This window comes from Rhizobium sp. BK212, from assembly GCF_014197475.1.
In the GTDB taxonomy this organism is placed as follows: domain Bacteria; phylum Pseudomonadota; class Alphaproteobacteria; order Rhizobiales; family Rhizobiaceae; genus Rhizobium; species Rhizobium anhuiense.
In genome coordinates this window covers 54,633-78,728 of sequence record NZ_JACIFS010000014.1, presented here as the reverse complement: position 1 = coordinate 78,728, position 24,096 = coordinate 54,633, and the positions used below count along the sequence as shown (strand labels likewise).

Genomic DNA, 24,096 nt, shown 5'->3' with positions numbered 1-24,096 from the left:
CAAGCCATTGCCGTTAACAAATGCTTGCATCGATATGGTTAACAATTCCTCAATTAGACTTACCGAAAGTTTAATTCACATCGGCAGCGAGCCGAACCCGCGCGCCCGCAGCGCCTCGGCGATTTCTTCCAAAATCGTTGGATCATCAATGGTTGCAGGCATTTTCCAGGGTATGCCGTCGGCGATTTTCTGCATGGTGCCGCGCAGGATTTTGCCGGAGCGCGTCTTCGGCAACCGGTTAACGATGATGGCCATCTTGAAGGCGGCGACGGGTCCGATCGAATCACGAATCATCGCCACGACCTCTGATTCGATCACCGTCGCCTCACGGGAAACATGGCGCTTCAGCACCAGGAAACCGCAGGGCACCTGACCCTTCAGCGCATCGATCACGCCGATAACAGCGCATTCGGCGATATCGGGATGACGCGCACAGACCTCCTCCATGGCCCCTGTCGAGAGCCGATGACCGGCGCAATTGATGATGTCGTCGGTGCGCGACATGATGAAGAGATAGCCGTCTTCATCGACATATCCGGCGTCAGCCGTCTTGTAGTAGCCCGGAAACTCATCGAGATAAGCCGATCGAAAACGCTGGTCGGCGTTCCAGAGGGTCGGCAGACAGCCGGGCGGCAAGGGCAGCTTCACGACGATATTGCCGAGCGTTCCGGCCGCGATCGGATGGCCGGCATCGTCGAGCACCGCGATCTCATAACCGGGCATCGGCAGCGCCGGCGAACCGTGCTTGACGGGAAGGGCGCCGAGACCGAGCGGATTTGCGGCGATCGGCCAGCCGGTCTCCGTCTGCCACCAATGATCGATGACGGGTATGCCGAGCATGCGCTCCGCCCACTTCAGGGTCTCCGGATCCGCCCTTTCGCCGGCAAGAAACAGCGCCCGCAAATCCGGCATCGGATATTTGCGTATCAGATCGCCGTCCGCGTCCTCCCGCCGAATGGCGCGGAACGCCGTCGGCGCCGTGAATAGCACCCGCACCTTATGCTCCGAAACGATGCGCCAGAATGTGCCGGCATCCGGAGTACCGACCGGTTTTCCCTCGAAGATCAAGGTGGTTACGCCTGATATCAGCGGAGCGTAGACGATATAGGAATGCCCGACGACCCAACCGATATCCGAAGCCGTCCAGAAGACCTCACCCGGCTTCAAGCCGTAGATATTCCGCATCGACCAGTTGAGCGCAACCATATGGCCGCCATTGTCGCGCACCACACCCTTCGGCTGGCCCGTGGTGCCGGAGGTGTAGAGGATATAGAGCGGATCGGTCGCCTTGACCGAAACACAGGCGACCTCGGCGCCGCGATGGCGCGCCACTGCCGTCTCGAAATCCTGATCGCGGCCATTGACGAGATCTGCCCGAAGCTCCGGCCGCTGCAGCACCAGGCAACGCTCCGGCTTCGAACCCGCGATCTCGATCGCCTGGTCGACCAAGGGCTTATAGACAATGATACGGCCGGGCTCGAGCCCACAGCTTGCGGTGATCACCAGCTTCGCACCGCAATCGTCGATGCGCGCTGCAAGTTCGCTGGCGGCAAATCCACCGAAAACGACGGAGTGAACCGCACCGATGCGAGCGCAGGCGAGCATCGAAAAGACCGCCTGCGGTAGCATCGGCATATAGAGGATCACGCGATCGCCCCTGCCGATGCCGAATTCGAGCAGCGTTGCGGCGATCGCCTTTACCTCGACAAGCACCTCGTCGTAAGTGAAACGCCGCTTCTCGCCGGTCATCGCGCTGTCGAAGATAACGGCTGTCTCGCCGCCGCGCCCGGCAGCGATATGCCGGTCCAGGCAATTGTGGCAGGTATTGGTTTCCCCGGCTGAGAACCAACGGCCATAGACACCGTCGTCGGGCGAGAACACCCGCTCCGGCGGTTTGAACCAGTCTATGTCGGCAGCGGCTTCACGCCAGAAGGCTTCGGGATCGCGTTTCCAGGCCGCGTAGACCTGATGATAGTCGTTCTGCATCTGCTCCTCCCCAGGACATGCACGCCTCGATATCAATCTAGGCAGCGGTGAGAGGAACGGGAAGCCCGACCAAAGCAGAGTTTCAGCGCGCGCCGAAAATCGCCGATCCGACGCGGACGCTGGTGGCGCCGAAGGCGATTGCCATCTCGTAGTCACCGGACATTCCCATGGAAAGTTTTCCGACGCCGCATTTGGACGCAAGTCTTGCCAGCAGGGCAAAATGCGGCCCGGGATTTTCCTCGGCCGGCGGAATACACATCAAACCTTCAACAGAAAGGCCGAGCTCGTCGCGACAGAGCGCCACAAAGGCTGGCGTGTCGTCAGGAGCGATACCGGCCTTCTGCGGTTCGAGCCCGGTATTGACCTGGACGTAGAGCCGCGGCGTCTTGGCCTGCCGCTTCATCTCCTCGGCAAGCGCGCGGGCGATCTTTTCCCGGTCCACCGTCTCGATGACGTCGAAGAGCGCCACCGCATCCGCCGCCTTGTTCGATTGCAGCGGCCCGATCAGATGCAATTCGATATCCGGACGCTCGGCCTTCAGCGCCGGCCACTTGCCCTGGCTTTCCTGCACCCGGTTCTCGCCGAAGACGCGCTGTCCCGCTTCGATGGCCGGGCGGATCGCGTCCGCCTCGAAGGTCTTCGATACCGCGACCAGCTGAACGGAACCCGCCGGCCGACCTGCCGCGCGTTCCCCGGCCGCAATCCGTGATCGCACGTCGTTCAACCGCTCTTGAAGTTCCATCGTTCTGCCTCGACATACCAGCATGAAAGGATTGGCAATGAACTAACCAGCCAACCCGTGCTTGCCAAGACCCGCCTTCGCGAAATCGCTTGCACGTGATCAAGATCGGACGCTTGCAGCGCCTGCAAAACTTGACGCTACGGTGGTTTCATGGTGAAGGTCTCGACCAACTCCCCTGATTTTCCGGAAATACGAATACGATGGCCACAGAACGTTATAATCCGCGCGATGCCGAGCCTCGCTGGCAGCAGAAATGGAATGAAGACAAGGTCTTCGAGACCGACAATGCCGATCCGCGCGAAAAATATTACGTCCTCGAAATGTTCCCCTATCCGTCGGGGCGCATCCATATGGGCCATGTCCGCAATTACGCCATGGGCGATGTCGTCGCCCGCTATAAGCGCGCGCGGGGCTATAATGTGCTGCACCCGATGGGCTGGGACGCTTTCGGCATGCCGGCAGAGAACGCCGCCATGGAGCGCGGCGTGCATCCCGCTTCCTGGACCTACCAGAATATCGGCTCGATGAAGGCGCAGTTGAAGGCCATGGGGCTCTCGCTGGACTGGAGCCGCGAATTCGCCACCTGCGATGTCGAATATTACCAGCACCAGCAGCATCTCTTCCTGGATTTCCTGGAAAAGGGCTTGGTTTACCGCAAGCAGTCGAAGGTCAATTGGGATCCTGTCGACAACACTGTGCTCGCCAACGAACAGGTGATCGATGGCCGCGGCTGGCGTTCCGGTGCGCTGGTCGAACAGCGCGAACTGACGCAGTGGTTCTTCAAGATCACCGATTTCAGCCAGGATCTGCTCGACGCGCTGGACACGCTTGAACAGTGGCCGGAAAAAGTGCGGCTGATGCAGAAGAACTGGATCGGCCGCTCGGAAGGCCTGACGATTCGTTGGGAGATTGTGCCGGAAACGGCGCCTGCCGGCGAGAGTGAAGTCACGGTCTATACCACCCGGCCGGATACGCTGTTCGGCGCCTCCTTCCTGGCGATCGCCGCCGATCACCCGCTGGCAAAGGATGCCGCCGCAAAGAATGCCGATATCGAAGCCTTCTGCGAGGAGTGCCGCCGTGCCGGCACGTCGCTCGCCGCACTCGAGACCGCCGAAAAGAAAGGCATGGATACCGGTATCCGCGTCAGGCATCCGCTTGATCCCTCCTGGGAGCTGCCTGTCTATATCGCCAACTTCGTCCTGATGGATTACGGCACCGGCGCGATCTTCGGCTGCCCGTCAGGCGACCAGCGCGACCTTGATTTTGCTCGCAAATACGGCCTGCCGGTCGTGGCCGTCGTCATGCCGAGGGATGGCGACGCTGCGAGCTTTGCCGTCGGCGATATCGCCTATGACGGTGAGGGCGTGATGATCAATTCGCGCTTCCTCGACGGCAAGACGACGGAGGAGGCCTTCAATATCGTTGCCGACCGCCTGGCGGCCGCTTCGCTCGGCAATGCGCCGCAGGGCGAGCGCAAGGTCAATTTCCGCCTGCGCGACTGGGGCATTTCTCGTCAGCGTTATTGGGGCTGCCCGATCCCGGTCATCCACTGCGATGATTGCGGCGTCGTGCCGGTGCCGAAGAAGGACCTGCCGGTCAAGCTGCCCGACGACGTCACCTTCGATCAGCCCGGCAACCCGCTCGACCGTCATCCGACCTGGCGTCATGTCTCCTGCCCGACCTGCGGCAAGGATGCCCGCCGCGAGACGGATACGATGGATACTTTTGTCGATTCGAGCTGGTATTTCACCCGCTTTACCGCGCCCTGGGAAGGAAAACCAACCGATCCCGAAGCCGCGAACCGCTGGCTGCCGGTCGACCAGTATATCGGCGGCATCGAGCACGCGATCCTGCACCTGCTCTATTCGCGCTTCTTCACCCGCGCCATGCGCGAAACCGGTCACGTGGCGGCCACCGAACCCTTCAAGGGTCTCTTCACCCAGGGCATGGTGGTCCACGAAACCTATAGCCGCGGTGCCGGCGCCAGCCGCGAGTGGGTGGCCCCTGCCGATATCCGCATCGACGAACTCGACGGCAAACGCCGGGCCTTCCTGCTGACCAACAACGAGGAAGTTGCGATCGGCTCGATCGAGAAGATGTCGAAGTCGAAAAAGAACGTCGTCGATCCCGACGATATCATCGCCTCCTATGGCGCCGATACCGCCCGTTTCTTCGTTCTGTCCGACTCTCCGCCCGAGCGTGATGTCATTTGGTCCGAGGCGGGTGTCGAAGGCGCCCATCGTTTCACCCAACGCCTGTGGCGGCTGATTTCGGAAGCCGCGGACACACTCTCCGCCGTCGCAGCTGCGCCGGCGAGCGAGGGGGAAGCCTTGCCGATCTCACAGGTCGCCCACAAGACGCTGAAGGCTGTCGAAAACGATTATGACAAGCTCTGGTTCAACAAGGCCGTCGCCCGCATCTATGAACTCGTGAACGCACTGGCCGCACCGCTGACCAGGGTTGCGGCGGGCGAGGGTGATGCCGCCTATCGCGCGGCAGTCCGCGATGCCGCAGAGATCCTGATCCAGCTGGTCGCACCGATGACGCCGCATCTGGCTGAGGAGTGCTGGACGGCGCTCGGCAACGAAGGGCTGCTTGCCCGGACAAGCTGGCCGCGCTACGACGAAACGCTCGTTGTCGAAAACGACGTCGTTCTGCCGGTCCAGATCAACGGCAAGAAACGCGCCGAATTGACAATTTCTCGCGATGCAGATCAGAATGCCGTCACCGCCGCCGTGCTGGATCTGGATGCGGTGAAGAACGCGCTGAACGGACAGGCACCGAAGAAGATCATCGTGGTTCCCCAAAGGATTGTAAACATTGTCGTTTGATATCGCTTGCAAGCTGGCTCGCAATGCCGGCATCGCCATGATCCTTGCCTCCGCGGCTTTTCTCTCTGCCTGCCAGGTCCGGCCGCTTTACTCCGAGAATTCCGGTCTCACCGAAAAGCTTTCCTCCGTCGGCTTTTCCCCGGCAGGCAGCCGGGTTGAGCAGCAGGTTCGCAATCACCTGATCTTCTTTGCAGCACGTGGCGCCGGCGAAGCCGCAAACCCGCAATATCAGGTTGAGATGCACGCCACCTCGAGCGTCGCCGATACGCTGCTTCAGGAATCCGGCGATACGTCGAAAGCCGGCCGGGTGACCGTCACCGTCACCTACACGCTGCGTGCCATAACCGGCAATCATGTCATCAAGGCCGGCAGCCGTCAGGCCACGGCGCTGGTGGATTTCTCCGAACAGCAATTTGCCAAGCAGCGGGCGATCCGTGATGCCGAGAACCGCGCAGCGGATCAGGCGGCGGAATTCGTAGGGGCCGACATCGCCGCTGCCCTCAGCCGCTGAGGCGAGATGTGGCAGAGATAAAATCCCACGAATTCGAGATCTTTCTGCAGAAGTCGGCGCTGAACTATCGGATCTTCGTCATCTATGGGCCGGATCGCGGCCTCGTTTCGGAACGGGCGGGTCTGCTTGCCGGTAAAAGTGGTGTGGCCCTCGACGACCCATTCTCGCTGACGAAGCTCGATATCGGCGATCTGCAGAAGGATCCCGGACGATTGGTCGATGAGGTCCAGTCGATCGGGCTGTTCGGCGGTGAGAAGCTGATTTGGATCCGCGGCGCCGCAAACGAAAAATACCTCGTCGATTCCCTGGCCCTGCTCGCCGAAAAACCACTCGAAGCCGCCTATCTAATCGTGGAGGCCGGCGACCTGAAAAAGGGTTCGCTGCTGCGCAAGACCGCCGAAGCCGCGCGATCCGTCATGACGATCCCCTCTTACGCCGATGACAGCCGTGCTCTGAATACGCTGATCGATACCGAACTCGGTGCAGAGAAACTCGGTATCACGCCGGCCGCGCGGCAGGCGCTGATCGCACTGATTGGCGGTGATCGCATCGCTTCCCGAAACGAGGTGCGCAAGCTCGCGCTCTATTGTCGCGGCGCCGATACGGTTGAAGAACATCACGTTACCGAAATAATTGGCGATGCCAGCGCGATCTCCGTCGACGATGCCGTCGACGCGATTCTCAGCGGCGATCTCACGGCCTTTCTGCACGCCATGCAGAAGATCAGCAGTTCAAAAACCGCAATCTTTCTCGTGCTTCAGGCATGCCTGAAGCAGTTTCAGCTTCTCGATACGATGCGCGCTGAAATGGAGGAAAAACGCCTGCAGCCGCCTCAGATCATGCAGACCATGGGGCGGCATCTGCATTTTCGCCGCAAGCCGATCATCGAACAGGCGCTGCGCCAATGGACCGCCGAAAGCATCGCCCGTGAATCCAATCGCCTGCAGGCCGCAATTCTGCAGAGTCGGCGGCGCCAGGTACTGGAAGACAGCGTTGCGATGCAAACGCTTCTTTCCACCACCCTTCAATCCGGTCGAAAATCGGCGTGATTTGGAGCGCTTCAGCTGCTAACCGAAGCACGCTCTGCCCTTCACGCCCTTCTGGACGGAAAACCGCTTCGCTATTTTCTGGGAATCGCTCTAACGCCGCTCGAGCAAGCGGCAGATTTCCTCGAGCTGCTCCAGCGACTTGTAGGAAATTTTAATCTGCCCGCCACTGGTTTTGTGATTGATCGCAACGTCAAGGCCGAGGGCATCGGAAAGTGTTCTTTCCAGGGCCAGCGTGTCGGAATCCTTCTGATCGCGCCGTAGGGCCGGCGGAGGCTCGGATTGTGCCTTGATATTGTTCTGCGCCAGCTTCTCCGCATCGCGGACCGACATGCCCTTCGCAACGATCGTACGGGCAAGACTGGCCGGATCCGGCGTCGAAACCAGCGCGCGTGCGTGCCCGGCCGACAGGCTGCCGGCAGCAAGCAGATCACGAACCGGGTCCGGCAGTTTCAACAGGCGCAGAGAATTGGCAACGTGGCTGCGGCTTTTGCCGATGATCTCGCCGAGGTCGTTCTGGGTGTAGCCATATTCCGCGATGAGCTGCTCATAGCCCAAGGCTTCCTCAAGCGGATTGAGATCCGCGCGCTGCACGTTTTCGACAATGGCGATTTCCAACGCCGTCTTGTCATCGACGTCACGGACAATGACTGGAATTTCGATCAATCCGGCAAGCTGAGCGGCGCGCCAGCGGCGCTCACCGGCGATGATTTCATATCGATCCCGCGACATCGTTCGCACCACGATCGGCTGCACGATACCATGCTGACGAATGGAGCTTGCGAGATCGTGCAGCTCAGTGTCATCGAAGAAACGACGAGGATTGCGGGGGTTACGGCTGACGAACTCGATCGGGATCATCCTGTCGGCACTGATGGTCCGCTCGGCTTCCACCGGGACAGGCTGATCCATTTCGCCTATCAGCGCCGCGAGGCCACGGCCCAATCGCCTTTTCGATACATCGTCATTCATGATCTACACTCACCTACACCCCTGAAATGATATTACGCGGCCAGTCTCTGGCGCTCCCGTTGAATGACCTCTGAGGCCAGTTGCAGATAGGCCTGGCTGCCCGCGCATTTCAGATCATAGAGAATAGCTGGCTTGCCGTAGGACGGCGCCTCGGAAACCCGGACATTGCGCGGAATTAACGTATGGTAAACCTTTTCGCCGAGATGGGTGCGCACATCATTGACCACTTGCTGGGCGAGATTGTTGCGCGCATCAAACATTGTCAAGACGATCCCCTGGATATCCAGGCGCGGATTCACCGTTCGACGAACCTGGCTGACGGTCTCGAGCAACTGGCTCAGCCCCTCCAGCGCGAAAAATTCACATTGCAGCGGCACCAGCACGGAATGCGCGGCCGCCATGGCATTCATCGTCAAAAGATTGAATGACGGCGGGCAATCCAGAAGAATATAGGAGAACGCCATTGCTTCAGGCGAAGACAAGGCTTTCCGCAATTTGAAGACTCGATCGCTTTGCTGCGAGATTTCCATCTCGACGCCAAGCAGATCCATCGTCGACGGGACGATAAAAAGATTGGGAACCACTGTTTCGAGCGTCACCTCGGTGATACCGCGATCACCAACCATCAGATCATAGGAGGAGAGTTTGCGATCGCGACGGTCGATACCGAGGCCGGTGCTGGCATTGCCTTGCGGATCGAGATCAACGATCAAGACACGCTCGCCAATGGCAGCAAGAGCCGTTGCCAGGTTGATTGCGGTGGTTGTTTTGCCAACACCACCCTTCTGATTTGCGATGGTGATAATCCGGTGTCGTTCGCCAGCCATTGCCGCAATATCCGATCTGTTAAACCAAGCGCCGGAGATTTGATACTTCCAAAATAACAGATTCCTGCTCGACGGCGCTCTTATGTTCTAACAGATCGAATTCCCACCGACCACGTGCTTTGTCGATTTCCCGCAGGTAATCCCGGCCTTTATGAAAAAAGCCACGGCAATTTTGCTTGCCCAGCATCCACGGAGCCGAATAGTCCATGAGCCCGTCCAGGTCGGCCAACGCTCGGGCTGAAATCGCACCGCAGTCGCCAATCTCGGCATAGGCATCTTCGATTCGATTGGTATGCACACTCCCACGCGCCTGCGTCTCTCGCAGCGCTGTCCGCAGAAAGGCCGCCTTTTTATGGTTGCTTTCGACCAGATGCACCCAGCCGCTTTGCAGCTCGGCCAGAAAAATCGCCGTAATAACGCCCGGAAAGCCCCCGCCACTGCCGAGATCAACCCAGGTGATCGGTTGAGGATGGATCTGAAACACCTGGCTGCTATCAGCGATATGCCGGTGCCATAGATCTTCGAGTGTCGACGGCGCCACCAGATTGATCGTTTTGGCCCACTTCTGAAAAAGTACCGCGAAGTGTTGAAGCCGTTCCTGTGTTTCACGTGAAACACGCAAACCGTTTAATTCCATTCTGAAAGACTTTCAAATCTCGTCGTCAGGCGCTTTGACGCTCGGCAGACGTTAGGCGGCGCAAATGCACAAGCAGCAATGCGATTGCCGCCGGCGTCATCCCCTCAACGACGGAGGCCTGGGCAATGTTGAAGGGGCGAGCCGCGCTGAGCTTCACCTTGAGTTCGTTGGAGAGGCCGGAAAGCGCATCGTAATCGAAATCGAGCGGTATCTGCCGTTGCTCGTCGCGTTGCTGATCGGCAATCGCCGTGGCTTGCCGATCCAGATAAACTGAATAGCCGGCCTCGATTTCCAACGCTTCCGCCACCTTGGATCCCATCGTACCAAATGTCTCAGGCCAAACACGGCGAAGTTCAGCAAAATCATAATTCGGATAGGACAACAAATCATAAGCGGTTCGGCGCTGCCCATCGAGATTGATATTCAAGCCGGCCCGCCGCGCTTCATTCGGCGTAACGGTGAGCGACTGCAAGAGCGCCCGACCCATGTCCATCTCAGCCTGATAGGCTGTGAATCGCTGCGCGCGTTCGCTGCTGGCGCAGCCAAGCCGAATGGCCAGCGACGTCAACCGCATGTCGGCATTGTCTGCACGCAAAGTCAGCCGGTATTCGGCCCGCGAGGTAAACATTCGATACGGCTCCGTAACACCGCGGGAGGTGAGATCGTCGATCATGACGCCGATATAGGAGCTGGTCCGACTAAAATGAAACGGATCCGAATCGCTGCTCTGCAGCGCCGCGTTTAGACCTGCAGCCAAGCCTTGGGCGGCCGCCTCCTCATAGCCGGTGGTGCCATTGATCTGGCCAGCAAGAAAGAGACCTTTCAGCCGTCTGACTTCCAACGACAGCGTCAACTCTCTCGGGTCAACATGATCATATTCGATTGCATAGCCGGGTTGCAGAATTCTTGCCGCTTCAAGCCCGGGAATTGTCTTGATGAAATCTGCCTGGACTTCCGCCGGCAAAGAGGTGGAAATACCGTTCGGATAAACCGTGTCGTCGTCCAGTCCCTCGGGCTCGAGAAAGACTTGATGCCCATCCCGCTCTCCAAATTTTACCAGCTTGTCTTCGATGGACGGGCAATAGCGAGGACCGACGCCTTCGATCTGTCCGGAATACATCGCCGATCGCATGATGTTGTCGACAATGATGCGATGGGTCGCTTCAGTCGTCCTGGTGACCCCGCATTCGATCTGCGGCGTCGTAATCCTGTCGGTCATAAAGGAGAAGGGCACGAGTTCCTCGTCAGCCCCCTGCCGGCCGACGGATTGCCAGTCTATGGTCTTTCCGTCCAACCGCGCCGGTGTCCCGGTCTTCAGTCGTCCCAAGCGCAATCCCAGCCTGGCCAGCGTGGCGGACAGCCCGATCGACGGCGCTTCACCGACACGGCCGGCCGGCGTCTTTTCCGAACCGATATGAATAAGTCCGCGTAGAAAGGTTCCCGTCGTCAAAACGACGGCAGGAGTCTTGAGGATGCGACCATCCTTCATGATCACCCCGGCCACATGCCCATCGACAACGTCGAGGTCGAACGCATCGCCTTCGACGATGTCCAGCCCAGGTGTGGCCTCAATCGCTGCCAGCATCGCCAAACGATAGAGTTTTCGATCGGCCTGGGTCCGCGGTCCTCGAACGGCTGCGCCTTTTTTCTTGTTCAGCATCCTGAACTGAATGCCCGCGACGTCGGCGACACGACCCATCAGGCCATCCATAGCGTCGATCTCGCGAACCAGATGACCCTTACCGAGCCCGCCGATTGCCGGATTGCATGACATCACACCGATCGTGTCCCGCCTGTGTGTCACCAAGGCGGTTTTTGCACCCAGGCGCGCGGCCGCGCTGGCGGCTTCCGACCCCGCATGGCCGCCACCGATCACAATCACATCATAGACATTATCGGTCATTTCAAGACTCCAGTTTCGGCCGACGTTTCACGTGAAACTGGGCATACACAACCGCCGCCATGTTTCACGTGAATCATTTCCCGATACAAAACTCCGAGAAGATCACCCCAAGCAGCTGTTCGACATCCACTCTTCCGGTAATTCTTCCCAAAAACTCCGCAGCAATTCGAAGCTGCTCGGTCCGCAGTTCGAGATTTACGTCCTTCTGCATAACCGCAGCATCGAGCGCGGCTAAACATTTCGTCAGCGAATCTTTATGCCGTTGCCGACTGGGGATCGCCATGGACAAGCCGCTGAAACGGGCTGCGACGCTGTTGCCAATCAACTGCCGCAATTCCGGCAAGCCGTCACCGGTTGCCGTCGAAATCTGAAGATCATACCGACCCAAGACGACATCAACGAGATCCTTCTTCGTGCCGACAGTAACATGAGGCCAAGTTGCCTCCAAGTCGTCAGGGATCAGCGGATTCGACATGTCGACCAGCAGCAGCACAAGATCGGCATCGCCAAGCGCAAGACGCGCGCGCCTAACGCCTTCTATTTCAACCCGGTCGTCGGCATCGCGCAGGCCGGCTGTATCATAGAGCTTGATCAGGTAGCCATCGATATCGAGATCAACCTGCAGGACATCGCGGGTGGTGCCGGCGATCTCGGTGACGATCGCAACATCGCGCCGTGCCAGAGCATTCAGCAGGCTTGATTTTCCGGCATTCGGCGCACCGGCAATAACCACCTTAAAGCCGTCCCTGATAATCTCACCTGCCGAAGCCGCACCCAAATGGTGCGCGATATCGGCGCGTAGCTTACTCATATCGGCCCAGACCATATCCGATACCGACCCCGGAACATCATCCTCGTCGGGAAAATCGAGTTCCGCCTCAATCAGCGCTCGTGCGCGGGTTAATCGTTCCGCCCACGAATCGTAAATTATGGAAAGTCCGCCCGCGCTATGTTCGACCGCAAGGCGTCGCTGCATTTCCGTCTCGGCACCGATAAGGTCGGCCAGACCTTCGACTTCGACCAGGTCAAGCTTGCCGTTCTCAAAAGCCCGGCGGGAGAACTCACCCTCAACAGCCATTCGAACACCCGGAATGTCGCCAAGTGTGTGAAACAGCGCCGCCAGGACAGCCTTGCTGCCATGGAGCTGTAGCTCCGCGACATCTTCCCCGGTAAATGAATTTGGCCCCGGAAAAAACAGCACCAGACCACTGTCGATCGGTTGGTCGTTACGAGTCCGAATCGTTCGGTGCGATGCGTATCGAGCTTTCGGCACCGAGCCGACGAGGCTCGCCAATATGTCTCTGGTCAGCGGACCGCTGATGCGAATAACCGAAACACCTGAAGGTGCAGCACCGCTCGATAGCGCATATATGGTATCATTCAACATGGCCATATTGCCTGGTTAATCTTCGACTTCGAATCGGTTCCTCCTAAATAGAAAAGCTGGCGACATCATCACGATGCCTCCAGCTCTCATAGGATGAATCCGGCTAAGGATTATGTATTCATCGAATCGAAGAAGTCGGAATTGTTCTTCGTCTGCTTCAGCTTGTCGATCAGGAATTCGATCGCATCGGTCGTGCCCATTGGCGCAAGGATGCGGCGGAGCACAAAGATCTTCTGCAGATCCTGGCGTGGGACGAGAAGGTCTTCCTTGCGCGTGCCGGACTTGAGGATGTCCATCGCCGGGAAGATGCGCTTGTCGGCGACCTTGCGATCAAGGACGATTTCCGAGTTGCCGGTGCCCTTGAATTCTTCGAAGATCACTTCATCCATACGGCTGCCGGTATCGATCAGCGCCGTGGCGATGATCGTCAAGGAACCGCCTTCCTCGATATTGCGCGCCGCACCGAAGAAGCGCTTAGGACGCTGCAGCGCATTGGCGTCGACACCGCCGGTCAGGACCTTGCCTGAGGAGGGAACCACGGTGTTGTAGGCACGGCCGAGGCGCGTGATCGAATCGAGCAGGATGACGACGTCGCGCCCATGTTCGACAAGACGCTTTGCCTTTTCAATGACCATCTCCGCCACCTGGACGTGACGTACGGCCGGTTCGTCGAAGGTCGAGGAGATGACCTCGCCGCGAACGGAACGCTGCATGTCGGTCACTTCCTCAGGACGCTCATCGATCAGAAGAACGATGAGATAGCACTCCGGATGGTTCGCGGTAATCGAATGCGCGATATTCTGCAGCAGCACGGTCTTACCGGTGCGGGGCGGCGCGACGATCAGTCCACGCTGGCCCTTGCCGAGCGGCGCCACCAGGTCGATCACGCGCGGCGACAGATCCTTGGTGGTGGGAATATCGAGTTCCATCTTGAAACGCTCGTTCGGATAGAGCGGCGTCAGATTGTCGAAATGAACCTTATGACGAATCTTTTCCGGATCGTCGAAATTGATAGTGTTGACCTTCAGCAGCGCAAAATAGCGCTCGCCTTCCTTCGGCCCGCGGATGGGGCCTTCGACCGTATCACCTGTTTTCAGCGAGAAACGGCGGATCTGCGAAGGGGAGATATAAATATCATCTGGGCCTGGCAGATAGTTGGCATTTGCGGAACGCAGGAAACCGAAACCATCCTGGAGCACTTCGACGACACCTTCGCCGATGATTTCGACATCCTGGCTGGCGAGCATCTTGAGGATAGCAAACATCAATTCCTGTTTGCGCATCGTGCTGGCATTCTCAACCTCGAGCGATTCGGCGAAAGCCAGAAGATCCGTCGGGGATTTGCTCTTAAGTTCCTGAAGCTTCATTTCAGCCATGAAGTGACCAATACTCTTTTCAATTTCGAAGGGGAAAGGCGATGTTGGGTCGTATTCGGTACTGCGAAAGGGCTCGCAGACGACTGAACTCTACACACATGCCACGTAGATGAGATGCGCGGAAAATAGCGACTCGCAATCGCTGCCGCAAGAGGGCTGCTTAAAATGAAGCAAATTTAACCTGAGTATGGATTTTGCCTCAGAATGGCTTCACCACGACGAGGATCACGATCAGGATCATCAGCAATGTCGGTGCCTCGTTCATGAACCGCCAATAGCGCGCAGAGCGGCGGTTTTCATCCCGCTCGAAGGCTCTGACGGCACGGCTGAAGAACATATGAACGCCCGTCAGCAGCACAACGAGACCGATCTTGGCGTGCAGCCAGCCGCCTTGGAATCCATAGACCGACCAAGCGAGATAGAGGCCAAAAATCCACGTCAGCATCATCGCCGGCGTCATGATGATTCGAAGCAGCCGGCGTTCCATCACCTTGAAGGTTTCCGATTGCACCGAACCCGGTTCGGCATCGGTGTGATAGATGAACAGCCGCGGCATATAGAACAATCCAGCCATCCAGGAAATGACCGCGATGATGTGCAGTGCCTTGATCCAGAGATAGAGATTATCGGGGTTCCAGGCGAAAAGCCCGACCGCCATCAGCGCGAAGAAGACCAGCGCAAAATGGGCTCGGCGCCGGGCGTAAGCGCCAGGTCTCCGATCGGTCTGCTTCTCCATCGTCACGCCCCGCCTCGCATCCGCCCGCCACGCACACGATCGACCAGCAGACGCACATGCTCGGGGTCGGCCTGCGGCGTGATGCCGTGACCGAGATTGAAGATCAGCGGCCCATTGCCGAGATGCTGCAGAATATCGTCGATGCCCTCTTCAAGCGCCCGACCGCCGGCAACGACGCGCATAGGATCGAGGTTGCCCTGCACCGGCCCGTCCTTTTGAAGTTCGGCGGCAAAGGCCAGCGGGACAGACCAGTCGAGACCGATCGCATCCGCACCAGTCTTCTGGCGATAGGTTTTCAGCTGGTAGCCGGCGCCCTTGGCGAAAGCGATGATGCGCGCGTGTGGCCGCTGCGATTTGACCGAAGCGATCATCCGCGCAACCGGCCTGATCGCGAACGCCTCGAATTCCCTCTCACCGAGAACGCCGGCCCAGGAATCGAAAATCTGCACGGCATCGGCGCCGGCATCAATCTGGGCCACGAGATAATCGGCCGATACGTCAGCAAGCAGCATCAACAGATGCTCGAAGGCGCGAGCATGCCGATACGCGAAAAGGCGGGCAGGCGCCTGATCCGGCGTGCCATGTCCGGCGATCATATAGGTCGCGACCGTCCAAGGCGCGCCGCAGAAGCCGAGCAGCGTCGTCTCGGCTGGCAGCCCCTCACGCAGCCGCCGCACCGTCTCCAGCACCGGCCTGAGATAATCGACAACCTCTTCGCCATTCAATCTGCTGATCCCGGCTTCATCGATTGGATCCATCTCAGGACCATGGCCTTCGGTGAACCGGACGTTCCGCTTCATTGCATCGGGAATGACCAGGATATCGGAAAACAGGATGGCTGCATCGAAGCCATAGCGGCGGATCGGCTGCAATGTCACTTCGACGGCGTGATCGGGCGTATAGCAAAGATCGAGAAAACTCCCTGCCTTTGCCCGTGTCTCCCGATATTCCGGCAGATAGCGCCCCGCCTGCCTCATCAGCCAGAGAGGAGGAGGGGAGAGGCTTTCGCCATCCAGAACCCTCATGATCTTTCGGCGCGTCTCGCTCAAGCGCTTCTTCCCTATAAAAAATCAAAGATATTTTAAAAGGTTTCTATTTCTTAGAGTCGGTGTCTATCAAGGATTAAAATCCATCCACTGCCGATGCCATTTGTCGCGCACCTGCAAAAAACATTGGAAGGATTTCGCCGTTGTTTCCGACGTTCGGGGAAAAGCTGAATCTGAAAATGATTCCAAGCCCTTCGGAATGGGTGATTTTTTTCGTGGCTGTGGATAGGCTGTGGACCAGCTTTCCAGAAATCGATCTTCTCCCCATCGTCCACAGGGCCAACCGAAACCGATCCGCAAAATCCGAAATGTGGATAAGTAGGCATGTTTTCCCTTGCCGGAGGCTGCCTCGGCACCGTAGCTCTGTTTCATCCAGTCTTTTCAACAGGCAGCGGAAAATAGCGTGGAGAACAGAACGAACTTCTTTCATCTGCATCTGATTTCTGACTCAACGGGAGAGACTCTGATCTCCGCCGGCCGTGCCGCGTCGGCGCAGTTCAGATCCGCTCAGCCGATCGAACATGTCTATCCGCTGATCCGCAATCGCAAGCAGCTGCTGCCGGTTCTCCAAGCGATCGATGACGCCCCCGGCATTGTGCTCTACACCATTGTCGACCGGGAGCTCGCGAGCCTGATCGATGAGCGCTGCGTCGAGATGGGCGTTGCCTCGGTGAATGTGCTGGAGCCGGTCATGAATGCATTCCAGATCTATCTCGGTGCCCCGTCGCGCCGCCGGGTCGGAGCACAGCATGTGATGAATGCCGGCTACTTCGCGCGCATCGAAGCGCTGAATTTCACCATGGATCACGACGACGGTCAGATGCCGGACGATTATAACGATGCCGATGTCGTCATCATCGGCATCAGTCGTACGTCCAAAACACCGACCAGCATCTATCTCGCCAACCGAGGCATCAAGACGGCAAACATTCCGATCGTCTACGGCGTGCCATTGCCGGAGAGCCTCTTTGTCGCGACGAAACCGCTCATCGTCTGCCTGATCGCCACCACCGACCGTATTTCCCAGGTGCGGGAAAACCGGGTGCTCGGGGTGACGCAGGGCTTCGATCGCGAACACTACACCGACCGCGCCGCGATTTCGGAGGAGTTGAAATATGCCCGCTCGCTCTGTGCCCGTCACAACTGGCCGCTGATCGACGTCACGCGCCGCTCAATCGAGGAAACAGCCGCGGCAATCGTTGCCCTGCGCCCGAAGCTGCGCTAAGCGCTGACGAAAAGCCGGCACTCCGAGGAACCCATGACGCCGAAACTCATTCTTGCATCGTCGAGTCCCTTTCGCCGGATGCTGATGGAAAATGCCGGTCTATCCTTCGAGGCGCATGCCGCAAGGATCGATGAACGGGCGGTCGAAGTACCTCTGGAAAAAGCTGGCGCCAAGCCGGATGCCGTCGCTCTCGTCCTGGCCAAAGCCAAGGCCGAGGAAGTGAGCAGCCGTTTTCCGGATGGCTTGGTCATCGGTTCGGATCAAACCATGTCGCTCGGCGACCGCGTTTTCCATAAGCCGAAGGACATGGCCGACGCGGCTGGTCATCTTCAAGCGCTTTCGGGAGTGTCCCACCGATTGAACAGCGCCGTTGCGATCGTCCGCGATGGCGTGCTCTTGTGGGAATATCTGGCGCATGCCGAACTGACGATGCGGCCGCTGACAGCGGATTTCATCGCCAGGCATCTGAGCCGGGTTGGCGAACGCGCGCTTTCCAGCGTCGGCGCCTATCAGTTGGAGGGGGAGGGCATCCAGCTTTTCGAAAAGATCGAGGGGGACTATTTCACCATTCTTGGCCTGCCGATGCTGCCGCTCTTAAAAAAATTGCGAGAACTGGGAGCGATCGATGGGTGATTCACGTGAAACATTCGGGCCGAAAGCGTTTGTCACGGGCTTTCCCATCAAGCATTCGCGCTCGCCGTTGATCCACGGATATTGGCTGAAGACGCTCGGCCTGCCAGGCAGCTACCGCGCTCATGAAGTCGCCCCCGAGGCCTTTGGTGATTTCATTCGTGCGCTGAAGGACGGCAGTTCCGGCTTTGCCGGAGGCAATGTCACCATTCCCCACAAGGAAATGGCGTTCCGGCTCGCCGATAGACCGGACGCGTTGTCACGCGAACTTGGCGCCGCGAACACGCTCTGGCTGGAGGATGGCGTCTTGCATGCAACAAACACCGACGGTCGCGGCTTCATCGCCAATCTTGATGAACGCCATCCAGGCTGGGACAGGCACCGCAGAGCCGTCGTCTTTGGTGCCGGCGGCGCCAGCCGGGCGATCATCCAGGCGGTCCGGGATCGTGGTTTCCGCGAGATCCATGTCGTCAATCGCACCGTCGAACGCGCGCGTGAACTCGCGGACCGTTTTGGTCCGAGTGTTCAGGCCCACCCTGCCGGGGCGCTTGCCGAAGTCATGAAGGGTGCCGGCCTCTTCATCAATACCACCTCGCTCGGCATGGACGGCGAGGCTGCGCCCCAGCTCGATTTTTCACCTCTTGCAGCCGATGCCGTGGTCACCGACATCGTCTATGTGCCCTTGAAGACGCCGATCCTGGCACAGGCAGAAGAGCAAGGATTTCCTATTGTGGATGGTCTCGGCATGCTGTTGCATCAGGCCGTGCCCGGATTCGAGAGATGGTTCGGACAGCGTCCCGTTGTCGACGCTGCACTGCGTGCGCTCATCATTGCAGATATGGAATCACACTGATGCTGAAGATCGGTCTCACCGGCTCCATCGGAATGGGAAAATCGACGGCATCAAAGCTCTTTGCCGATGCCGGAATCCCGGTGAACGATTCTGATGCCGTGGTCCACGATCTCTATGCCGGCGAGGCTGCGCCCCTGGTGGATGCCGCCTTTCCCGGCACGATGAAGGATGGAGCAGTCGATCGGCATGAACTTGGCCGCCAGCTCGCTTTTGATCCCGACGGCTTTAAACGCCTGGAAGCGATCGTCCATCCGCTGGTTCGCAAACGCGAGATGGAATTTCTGGCGCAACAAGGTGCCGCTGGCGCCGACATGGTACTGCTCGATATTCCGCTGCTCTTCGAAACCGGCGCTGAGGAAAGAGTCGACGTCATCGTCGTCGTCAGCACTGATCCACAGATTCAGCGTCAAAGGGTGCTTGCGCGTCCCGACATGACCGAGGAAAAATTCAGCATGATTCTCTCCCGCCAGACACCGGACGCGGAAAAACGGCGGCGGGCCGATTATCTGATCGACACCAGTCACAGTATCGCGGAGACGAGGGAACGGGTGCTCGAGATCGTCGCCGACCTGAAAACGCGGATTGCCAAGGGAGATTTCCGGAATGCGTGAGATCATCTTCGATACGGAAACCACCGGTCTCGACAACCGCGCCGACCGCATCATCGAAATTGGCGGCATCGAGCTCTTCAACCATTTCCCCACAGGCAACACGATCCATATCTTCATCAATCCCGGAGATCAGAAGGTTCATCCGGATGCGCTCGCCGTACACGGCATCACCGATGAATTCCTGAAGGACAAGAAGCCTTTTGCGGACGTCGCCGAAGAAATCCTTACCTTTTTCGGCGATGCGAAGTGGATTGCCCACAACGCCACCTTCGATATGGGCTTCATCAACGCGGAGTTCGCGCGGATCGGCTTGCCGCCGATCCTGCCGGAAAGGGTGCTCGATACCTTGTCGATGGCCCGACGCAAACATCCGATGGGGCCGAATTCGCTCGATGCGCTTTGCCGGCGTTACGGCATCGACAATTCGCACCGGACCAAACACGGCGCGCTGCTCGACTCCGAACTGCTTGCCGAAGTCTATATCGAGATGATCGGCGGCCGACAGGCAGCCTTCGGTCTGAGCACGGTCAGCAAATCCAACCAGGCAGCTCGCGGTGACATGGCTGGGGATGACGATGAAGTGATTGCCGCAGTGCTCGAGCGGCCCCGCCCGCTTGGTAGCCGCCTCAGCCAAACCGAGGAGCAGGCGCATGAGGCGCTCGTCGCTAAGCTCGGGGAAAAAAGTATCTGGGCGAAATACGCCAACCTCGATTGAACCAGCCACAATTGAAAGTGCCCGGGACCAGCCCGGGCATCCGTATTTCAGTGAAGAAAGATCCGCTCAGTTTGGAACGGCTTGAACCTTGGCGCGGGCCTGTTCTTCGGCGACGCGCTGGGCGAACATCTGCGTAAAGTCGATCGGGTCGATCATCAGCGGCGGGAAACCGCCGTTGCGGGTGACGTCGGCGATGATCTGACGGGCGAAGGGGAAGAGCATGCGCGGGCACTCGATAAAGAGAACCGGCAGCATGTGCTCCTGCGGGAAACCGGCCACGCGGAAGACGCCGCCATAGGCGAGTTCGGTATGGAAGACCGTCTTGTCGCCATCCTTGGCTTCGGCGTTCAGCGACAGCACGACATCGAAATCCGTATCGGAAAGCGGGTTGGCGTTGACGTTCACATTGATGTTGATCGTCGGCGCCTTGTCGCGGGCCTGCAGCGAACGCGGCGCACCCGGATTTTCGAAGGAGAGATCCTTGGTATATTGCGCAAGGATCGAAAGGGTGGGGTTGGCCGCACCGTTGTTGTTGTTATCGTCTGCCATTGGCTTTTCCTCGAGGGGCATGGGAATGGTGCCGCCATCTAACATTTCAGGGAAAGGCTTACAACCCTGAGCGCTTGGCGCGGTTGATCAGCCGCAGTGCCTCAATCGCCGAGATGCTTGCCGGACCACGGCGAGTTGCGATCCGGCTCTCTATGATAGTCCTCCTCGTCGAGATCGACCACCTTTGAGTTTGGCTTGCGGTCGCGAAAATCGGGTTGTGGCTCGGAGGAAAAACCGCCCTTGGCGTTGACGACGACGAAGCGTTTGGCAATCGCCCGCCAGACCAGATCGCGCACCGGCGGAATGAGAATGAGGATGGCAATGATATCCGTGAGGAAGCCGGGAATGATCAGCAGCAGCGAGGCGATGACGTTCATCGCCGGCCGCAGCAAATCTCGGCCAGGCATCACCCCGTTTCGTCCTTCGCTCGACATGCGGCGCAAAATACCGATGCCTTGCCGGCGCAGCAGAACCACGCCGAGAACGAAACCCAGCATGACGAGCGCGAGCGTCAGCCACAATCCGATCGCCCGGCCGACGACGACGAAACCGGCAATTTCGGCGAACGGGAGTAGCAGAATGAAAGCTGGCAGGATCGAAAAACGCATGTCTGTCATGTCCCGGACGTGCCGGTCTCCTCTTGGCGCCGGCGAAGATGCCAGCCATCATTTGAATCATCTGTATAGGCGGACTATATGGGAGTACAAATCAGAGATGTTAACGGCGGCTGCGATACGATATGAGTTCGAACGACTTCATCACATTATTTTTCCTGGTGGCGGCTGTGCTGATTTTCTTTCAGCTTCGCTCCGTGCTCGGGCGCCGCACAGGAAATGAGAAGCCGCCGCGCGATCTCTATACGCCGCGGGATGCGGCTCCGGCCGATGCCGCCGATGCCGGCAAAGTCGTAACGCTGCCGCGGCGCGATGCGACGACCGAGGATGAGGATCGCTTCGCCGCCATCGATGCTTTTGCGGCGCCTGGAACGCCGCTCAACGAATCGCTGCGTGCGCTGAACAAGGCCGATCCCGCTTTCAGCCCGAAGGAGTTTCTGAACGGCGCCCGCATGGCTTACGAGATGATCGTCATGGCCTATGCCGATGGCGACCGGAAAACACTCAAGAACTTGCTGTCCCGTGAAGTCTATGACGGTTTCGATGCGGCAATCGGCGAACGCGAAGCCCGCGGTGAGAAGGTGAAGTCCACCTTCGTCGGCATCGACAAGGCCGAAATCACCCATGCGGAGACGAAGGGCAGCGAAGCGCAGATCACCGTGCGCATCATCAGCCAGCTCATTTCGGCCACCTACGACAAGGCGGATGTGCTGATCGAAGGCGACGCCGAAAACGTCGCCGAGGTCAACGACCTCTGGACCTTTGCCCGCGACACCCGCTCGCGCGACCCGAACTGGAAACTCGTGGCGACCGAATCGGAACATGAGTGACCACGCAGCGGACTTCGTCCTGCAGGCCATAAGCTTCGACACTCTGGAAGGCTGGAAGGATGATGATCCTTCCGGCCTTTTTGAAGTCATGCGACGCTGCCGGCGGCAAATCAGCGATGTCAAACCGTACCGCACCGGATCGCTTGGCCTGAGTTCGGAAGACCTGCTCCCGCTTCTGGTCGCCGCCGAAGATGTCAGTCCGTCATCTCCGCCATCGGCGCGCGCCTTTTTCGAGACGCACTGTCGACCCTTTCTGATTCGCCGCAAGGACGGCAATTCCGGCTTCGTCACCGCCTTCTACGAGCCTGACATCGAGGTGTCGGAGCGGCCGGACGAAATTTTCCGTTTCCCTTTCTACCGGCGCCCGGACGATCTGATCGATCTCGACGACGCCAATCGCCCCGCCGAGCTCGACAGCGCCTATGCTTTCGGCCGTCTGCATGACGGCGGCATCGGTGTCTATCCGGACCGCCGCGCCATCGATCGGGGTTTTCTCGAAGGCCGAGGCCTCGAAATCGCCTGGGCGAAGTCGAAGGTCGATGTCTTCTTCGTGCATGTGCAGGGCGCAGCCCGCCTGCGCTATCGGGATGGCCGTATCGGCCGCATCACCTATGCCGCGAAGGCCGGCCATGCTTTTTCGGCGATCGGCAAGTTGCTGATCGAGAGGGGCGAGATCGATCGGGCGGAGATTTCGATGCAGGCGATCCGCGCCTGGCTGGCGCGCAATCCCGAGCGCGTCGACGAGGTGCTGTGGCATAACCGCTCTTATATTTTCTTCCGGGAAGCGCCGGTTGCCGATCCTGAGGCCGGTCCGATCGCTGCCGCCAAGGTGCCGCTTCTCGCCGGGCGCTCGCTTGCGGTCGACCGGATGATCCATACGTTCGGTTTTCCCTTTTTCATCCGCGCCGAAAGCCTCACCCATCTCGATCACGGTCGACCGTTCCGCCGGCTGATGCTGGCGCTCGACACCGGCTCGGCGATCGTCGGGCCGGCGCGCGGTGACATCTTCACCGGCTCGGGGGATATGGCTGGGGAAAGTGCCGGCACGGTCCGCAACGATGCCGATTTTGCCATCCTCATTCCCAATGCCGCCGCCGGACGATTCGACTGATGGCCAGGGATCGCAAGCTCAGTGCAGATGAGAGGATCCTCTGGGGCAAGGTTGCCCGCAGCACGCGGCCGATGCCCGGCAAGGCGGGGGCGCTGACCGAACTCGACGCCTTTCTTGCCGAAGCCGAAGCGGCGGCCGAACGGGAACAGGAAAAGCAGACACCCGCCGCGCCCATGCCGATGCAGCCGACGCTACCAACGGCGACGAAACCGTCGGCGGGGGTGCATCATCCGCTGGAAAAGCCGGTCAAACGCAAGATCGCCAAGGGCCGGCTGGCGCTCGAAGCGCGGATCGACCTGCATGGGCTGGTGCAGAGCGAGGCCCATGTCATCCTTCTCGATTTCCTGATCCGGGCGCATGAGCGCGGCATGCGCCATGTGCTTGTCATCACCGGCAAGGGCAGCTCGATGGGCAGCGAAGGCGCGCTGAAGCGGGCCGTGCCGCTCTGGTTCTGCAAGCCCGAATTCCGCTACCTGATCTCGTCTTATGAACCTGCCGCGCAGCATCATGGCGGCGAGGGCGCGCTCTATATTCGCCTGTCGCGGCGGCATGGGGAAAGACCATGACACCCTTCGGAGAGGCGGTTCGCCGGCTGAGAGCCCGCAAGGGCGTCTCGCAGAAGGAGATGGCGCAAGCGCTGAACGTCTCTCCCGCCTATCTCTCGGCGCTCGAACATGGAAAGCGTGGCCTGCCGACATTCGACCTGCTGCAGCGCATCGCCGGCTATTTCAACATCATCTGGGATGAGGCCGAGGAACTGTTCCTGCTCGCCCGCTCATCCGACCCGCGTGTCGTCATCGACACGTCAGGCCTGCCTCCCGAATATACCGAATTTGCCAACCGGCTGGCGCGGCGGATTCGCAGCCTTGACAGTGCGGAGATAGGCCGGCTATCGGCTCTTCTCGAAAATGGCGGCAAAGGCGACGGAAAAGCGTCATAATCCCCTGTTTTATGCCCT

The 24,096-nt window shown here is 59.1% G+C and carries 25 protein-coding genes; 12 read left to right on the top strand and 13 right to left on the bottom strand.

The annotated features are described in order from the left end of the window. Window positions 1-75: 75 nt before the first annotated feature. Together FHT79_RS30360 and FHT79_RS30355 are read right to left on the bottom strand one after the other, a co-directional pair. Complete coding sequence (locus FHT79_RS30360; protein WP_183904634.1) at window positions 76-1,986, bottom strand: propionyl-CoA synthetase; 1,911 nt, start codon at window positions 1,984-1,986, stop codon at window positions 76-78. A gap of 82 nt (window positions 1,987-2,068) precedes the next feature. Further along, window positions 2,069-2,728 (bottom strand): YggS family pyridoxal phosphate-dependent enzyme, encoded by a 660-nt coding sequence (locus tag FHT79_RS30355; protein ID WP_047615880.1) that lies wholly within the window; start codon window positions 2,726-2,728, stop codon window positions 2,069-2,071. A 200-nt stretch (window positions 2,729-2,928) separates the two neighbouring features. Between FHT79_RS30355 and leuS the strand changes: the two genes are divergently transcribed. Genes leuS through holA form a run of 3 tightly spaced genes read left to right on the top strand, consistent with a single transcriptional unit; the run spans window position 2,929 to window position 7,119 of the window. Next, complete coding sequence (gene leuS, locus FHT79_RS30350; protein ID WP_132574470.1) at window positions 2,929-5,559, top strand: leucine--tRNA ligase; 2,631 nt, start codon at window positions 2,929-2,931, stop codon at window positions 5,557-5,559. Next, entirely contained in the window at window positions 5,549-6,070 is a 522-nt protein-coding gene (gene lptE / locus FHT79_RS30345; RefSeq protein WP_132574472.1) for an LPS assembly lipoprotein LptE, read from the top strand. Before leuS ends, lptE begins: the two co-directional genes overlap by 11 nt. 8 nt (window positions 6,071-6,078) lie before the next feature. Further along, window positions 6,079-7,119 carry a DNA polymerase III subunit delta gene (gene holA, locus FHT79_RS30340; RefSeq protein ID WP_132574474.1) on the top strand — a complete coding sequence of 347 codons (1,041 nt, stop codon included), beginning with the start codon at window positions 6,079-6,081 and terminating at the stop codon, window positions 7,117-7,119. Between the two features lie 90 nt (window positions 7,120-7,209). Here holA and FHT79_RS30335 read toward each other — a convergent pair whose 3' ends face one another. The 9 genes from FHT79_RS30335 to FHT79_RS30295 all read right to left on the bottom strand — a co-directional run bounded on the left by FHT79_RS30335 (window position 7,210) and on the right by FHT79_RS30295 (window position 16,372). Next, the gene (locus tag FHT79_RS30335) at window positions 7,210-8,088 is read right to left on the bottom strand and encodes a ParB/RepB/Spo0J family partition protein (RefSeq protein WP_047615886.1); all 879 of its coding nucleotides are present in this window, start codon (window positions 8,086-8,088) and stop codon (window positions 7,210-7,212) included. Between the two features lie 32 nt (window positions 8,089-8,120). After that, the gene (locus FHT79_RS30330) at window positions 8,121-8,915 is read right to left on the bottom strand and encodes a ParA family protein (RefSeq protein WP_063473880.1); all 795 of its coding nucleotides are present in this window, start codon (window positions 8,913-8,915) and stop codon (window positions 8,121-8,123) included. A 19-nt stretch (window positions 8,916-8,934) separates the two neighbouring features. After that, window positions 8,935-9,552 carry a 16S rRNA (guanine(527)-N(7))-methyltransferase RsmG gene (gene rsmG, locus FHT79_RS30325; protein ID WP_047615890.1) on the bottom strand — a complete coding sequence of 206 codons (618 nt, stop codon included), beginning with the start codon at window positions 9,550-9,552 and terminating at the stop codon, window positions 8,935-8,937. A 25-nt stretch (window positions 9,553-9,577) separates the two neighbouring features. Further along, window positions 9,578-11,455, bottom strand: coding sequence for a tRNA uridine-5-carboxymethylaminomethyl(34) synthesis enzyme MnmG (gene mnmG / locus FHT79_RS30320; protein ID WP_132574476.1), 1,878 nt, complete (start codon window positions 11,453-11,455; stop codon window positions 9,578-9,580). Window positions 11,456-11,528: 73 nt separating this feature from the next. Next, entirely contained in the window at window positions 11,529-12,848 is a 1,320-nt protein-coding gene (gene mnmE / locus FHT79_RS30315) for a tRNA uridine-5-carboxymethylaminomethyl(34) synthesis GTPase MnmE (RefSeq protein ID WP_183904633.1), read from the bottom strand. A 104-nt stretch (window positions 12,849-12,952) separates the two neighbouring features. Further along, on the bottom strand, window positions 12,953-14,218 hold the full coding sequence (gene rho, locus FHT79_RS30310) for a transcription termination factor Rho (protein WP_011654069.1): 1,266 nt from the start codon (window positions 14,216-14,218) through the stop codon (window positions 12,953-12,955). A gap of 199 nt (window positions 14,219-14,417) precedes the next feature. Beyond that, the gene (hemJ, locus tag FHT79_RS30305; RefSeq protein ID WP_047615896.1) at window positions 14,418-14,954 is read right to left on the bottom strand and encodes a protoporphyrinogen oxidase HemJ; all 537 of its coding nucleotides are present in this window, start codon (window positions 14,952-14,954) and stop codon (window positions 14,418-14,420) included. 2 nt (window positions 14,955-14,956) lie between these two features. Next, window positions 14,957-16,003: a uroporphyrinogen decarboxylase gene (gene hemE, locus FHT79_RS30300; protein WP_063473883.1), complete on the bottom strand. Its 1,047-nt coding sequence runs from the start codon at window positions 16,001-16,003 to the stop codon at window positions 14,957-14,959. 66 nt (window positions 16,004-16,069) lie between these two features. After that, the gene (locus FHT79_RS30295; protein ID WP_165932242.1) at window positions 16,070-16,372 is read right to left on the bottom strand and encodes a hypothetical protein; all 303 of its coding nucleotides are present in this window, start codon (window positions 16,370-16,372) and stop codon (window positions 16,070-16,072) included. A gap of 31 nt (window positions 16,373-16,403) precedes the next feature. Between FHT79_RS30295 and FHT79_RS30290 the strand changes: the two genes are divergently transcribed. Genes FHT79_RS30290 through dnaQ form a run of 5 tightly spaced genes read left to right on the top strand, consistent with a single transcriptional unit; the run spans window position 16,404 to window position 20,034 of the window. After that, window positions 16,404-17,225, top strand: a complete 822-nt coding sequence (locus FHT79_RS30290) for a pyruvate, water dikinase regulatory protein (protein WP_047615900.1) — start codon at window positions 16,404-16,406, stop codon at window positions 17,223-17,225. 33 nt (window positions 17,226-17,258) lie between these two features. Next, complete coding sequence (locus FHT79_RS30285) at window positions 17,259-17,858, top strand: Maf-like protein (RefSeq protein WP_132574482.1); 600 nt, start codon at window positions 17,259-17,261, stop codon at window positions 17,856-17,858. After that, entirely contained in the window at window positions 17,851-18,708 is an 858-nt protein-coding gene (locus FHT79_RS30280; protein ID WP_132574484.1) for a shikimate dehydrogenase, read from the top strand. The genes FHT79_RS30285 and FHT79_RS30280 overlap by 8 nt, the downstream gene beginning before the upstream one ends. After that, window positions 18,708-19,319 carry a dephospho-CoA kinase gene (gene coaE, locus FHT79_RS30275; protein ID WP_132574486.1) on the top strand — a complete coding sequence of 204 codons (612 nt, stop codon included), beginning with the start codon at window positions 18,708-18,710 and terminating at the stop codon, window positions 19,317-19,319. Before FHT79_RS30280 ends, coaE begins: the two co-directional genes overlap by 1 nt. After that, window positions 19,312-20,034: a DNA polymerase III subunit epsilon gene (dnaQ, locus tag FHT79_RS30270; RefSeq protein WP_063473886.1), complete on the top strand. Its 723-nt coding sequence runs from the start codon at window positions 19,312-19,314 to the stop codon at window positions 20,032-20,034. The genes coaE and dnaQ overlap by 8 nt, the downstream gene beginning before the upstream one ends. A 66-nt stretch (window positions 20,035-20,100) precedes the next feature. On the opposite strand, the gene secB is transcribed toward dnaQ, so the two are convergent. Both secB and FHT79_RS30260 read right to left on the bottom strand, forming a co-directional pair. Beyond that, window positions 20,101-20,583, bottom strand: coding sequence for a protein-export chaperone SecB (secB, locus tag FHT79_RS30265; RefSeq protein ID WP_047616084.1), 483 nt, complete (start codon window positions 20,581-20,583; stop codon window positions 20,101-20,103). 101 nt (window positions 20,584-20,684) lie between these two features. Further along, complete coding sequence (locus FHT79_RS30260; RefSeq protein WP_048338427.1) at window positions 20,685-21,191, bottom strand: FxsA family protein; 507 nt, start codon at window positions 21,189-21,191, stop codon at window positions 20,685-20,687. A 131-nt stretch (window positions 21,192-21,322) separates the two neighbouring features. On the opposite strand from FHT79_RS30260, the gene FHT79_RS30255 reads away from it, so the two are divergent. The 4 genes from FHT79_RS30255 to FHT79_RS30240 are packed head-to-tail and all read left to right on the top strand — an operon-like array spanning window position 21,323 to window position 24,078. Then, entirely contained in the window at window positions 21,323-22,027 is a 705-nt protein-coding gene (locus tag FHT79_RS30255; RefSeq protein ID WP_047615912.1) for a Tim44/TimA family putative adaptor protein, read from the top strand. Beyond that, the gene (locus FHT79_RS30250; protein WP_183904632.1) at window positions 22,020-23,138 is read left to right on the top strand and encodes a murein transglycosylase A; all 1,119 of its coding nucleotides are present in this window, start codon (window positions 22,020-22,022) and stop codon (window positions 23,136-23,138) included. Before FHT79_RS30255 ends, FHT79_RS30250 begins: the two co-directional genes overlap by 8 nt. Continuing rightward, window positions 23,138-23,704, top strand: a complete 567-nt coding sequence (locus FHT79_RS30245) for a Smr/MutS family protein (RefSeq protein WP_132574492.1) — start codon at window positions 23,138-23,140, stop codon at window positions 23,702-23,704. The genes FHT79_RS30250 and FHT79_RS30245 overlap by 1 nt, the downstream gene beginning before the upstream one ends. Next, window positions 23,701-24,078 (top strand): helix-turn-helix domain-containing protein, encoded by a 378-nt coding sequence (locus FHT79_RS30240; protein WP_047615918.1) that lies wholly within the window; start codon window positions 23,701-23,703, stop codon window positions 24,076-24,078. The genes FHT79_RS30245 and FHT79_RS30240 overlap by 4 nt, the downstream gene beginning before the upstream one ends. The last annotated feature ends 18 nt before the right edge of the window (window positions 24,079-24,096 follow it).

What these genes read in the sequence shown, in the direction of transcription:
- FHT79_RS30360 (WP_183904634.1), bottom strand. Translation starts at nt 1,986, where the DNA reads ATGCAGAACGACTATCATCAGGTCTACGCGGCCTGGAAACGCGATCCC.
- FHT79_RS30355 (WP_047615880.1), bottom strand. Translation starts at nt 2,728, where the DNA reads ATGGAACTTCAAGAGCGGTTGAACGACGTGCGATCACGGATTGCGGCC.
- leuS (WP_132574470.1), top strand. Translation starts at nt 2,929, where the DNA reads ATGGCCACAGAACGTTATAATCCGCGCGATGCCGAGCCTCGCTGGCAG.
- FHT79_RS30335 (WP_047615886.1), bottom strand. Translation starts at nt 8,088, where the DNA reads ATGAATGACGATGTATCGAAAAGGCGATTGGGCCGTGGCCTCGCGGCG.
- FHT79_RS30330 (WP_063473880.1), bottom strand. Translation starts at nt 8,915, where the DNA reads ATGGCTGGCGAACGACACCGGATTATCACCATCGCAAATCAGAAGGGT.
- rsmG (WP_047615890.1), bottom strand. Translation starts at nt 9,552, where the DNA reads ATGGAATTAAACGGTTTGCGTGTTTCACGTGAAACACAGGAACGGCTT.
- mnmG (WP_132574476.1), bottom strand. Translation starts at nt 11,455, where the DNA reads ATGACCGATAATGTCTATGATGTGATTGTGATCGGTGGCGGCCATGCG.
- mnmE (WP_183904633.1), bottom strand. Translation starts at nt 12,848, where the DNA reads ATGGCCATGTTGAATGATACCATATATGCGCTATCGAGCGGTGCTGCA.
- rho (WP_011654069.1), bottom strand. Translation starts at nt 14,218, where the DNA reads ATGGCTGAAATGAAGCTTCAGGAACTTAAGAGCAAATCCCCGACGGAT.
- hemJ (WP_047615896.1), bottom strand. Translation starts at nt 14,954, where the DNA reads ATGGAGAAGCAGACCGATCGGAGACCTGGCGCTTACGCCCGGCGCCGA.
- FHT79_RS30295 (WP_165932242.1), bottom strand. Translation starts at nt 16,372, where the DNA reads ATGAAACAGAGCTACGGTGCCGAGGCAGCCTCCGGCAAGGGAAAACAT.
- FHT79_RS30285 (WP_132574482.1), top strand. Translation starts at nt 17,259, where the DNA reads ATGACGCCGAAACTCATTCTTGCATCGTCGAGTCCCTTTCGCCGGATG.
- FHT79_RS30280 (WP_132574484.1), top strand. Translation starts at nt 17,851, where the DNA reads ATGGGTGATTCACGTGAAACATTCGGGCCGAAAGCGTTTGTCACGGGC.
- coaE (WP_132574486.1), top strand. Translation starts at nt 18,708, where the DNA reads ATGCTGAAGATCGGTCTCACCGGCTCCATCGGAATGGGAAAATCGACG.
- dnaQ (WP_063473886.1), top strand. Translation starts at nt 19,312, where the DNA reads ATGCGTGAGATCATCTTCGATACGGAAACCACCGGTCTCGACAACCGC.
- secB (WP_047616084.1), bottom strand. Translation starts at nt 20,583, where the DNA reads ATGGCAGACGATAACAACAACAACGGTGCGGCCAACCCCACCCTTTCG.
- FHT79_RS30260 (WP_048338427.1), bottom strand. Translation starts at nt 21,191, where the DNA reads ATGCGTTTTTCGATCCTGCCAGCTTTCATTCTGCTACTCCCGTTCGCC.
- FHT79_RS30255 (WP_047615912.1), top strand. Translation starts at nt 21,323, where the DNA reads ATGAGTTCGAACGACTTCATCACATTATTTTTCCTGGTGGCGGCTGTG.
- FHT79_RS30250 (WP_183904632.1), top strand. Translation starts at nt 22,020, where the DNA reads ATGAGTGACCACGCAGCGGACTTCGTCCTGCAGGCCATAAGCTTCGAC.
- FHT79_RS30245 (WP_132574492.1), top strand. Translation starts at nt 23,138, where the DNA reads ATGGCCAGGGATCGCAAGCTCAGTGCAGATGAGAGGATCCTCTGGGGC.
- FHT79_RS30240 (WP_047615918.1), top strand. Translation starts at nt 23,701, where the DNA reads ATGACACCCTTCGGAGAGGCGGTTCGCCGGCTGAGAGCCCGCAAGGGC.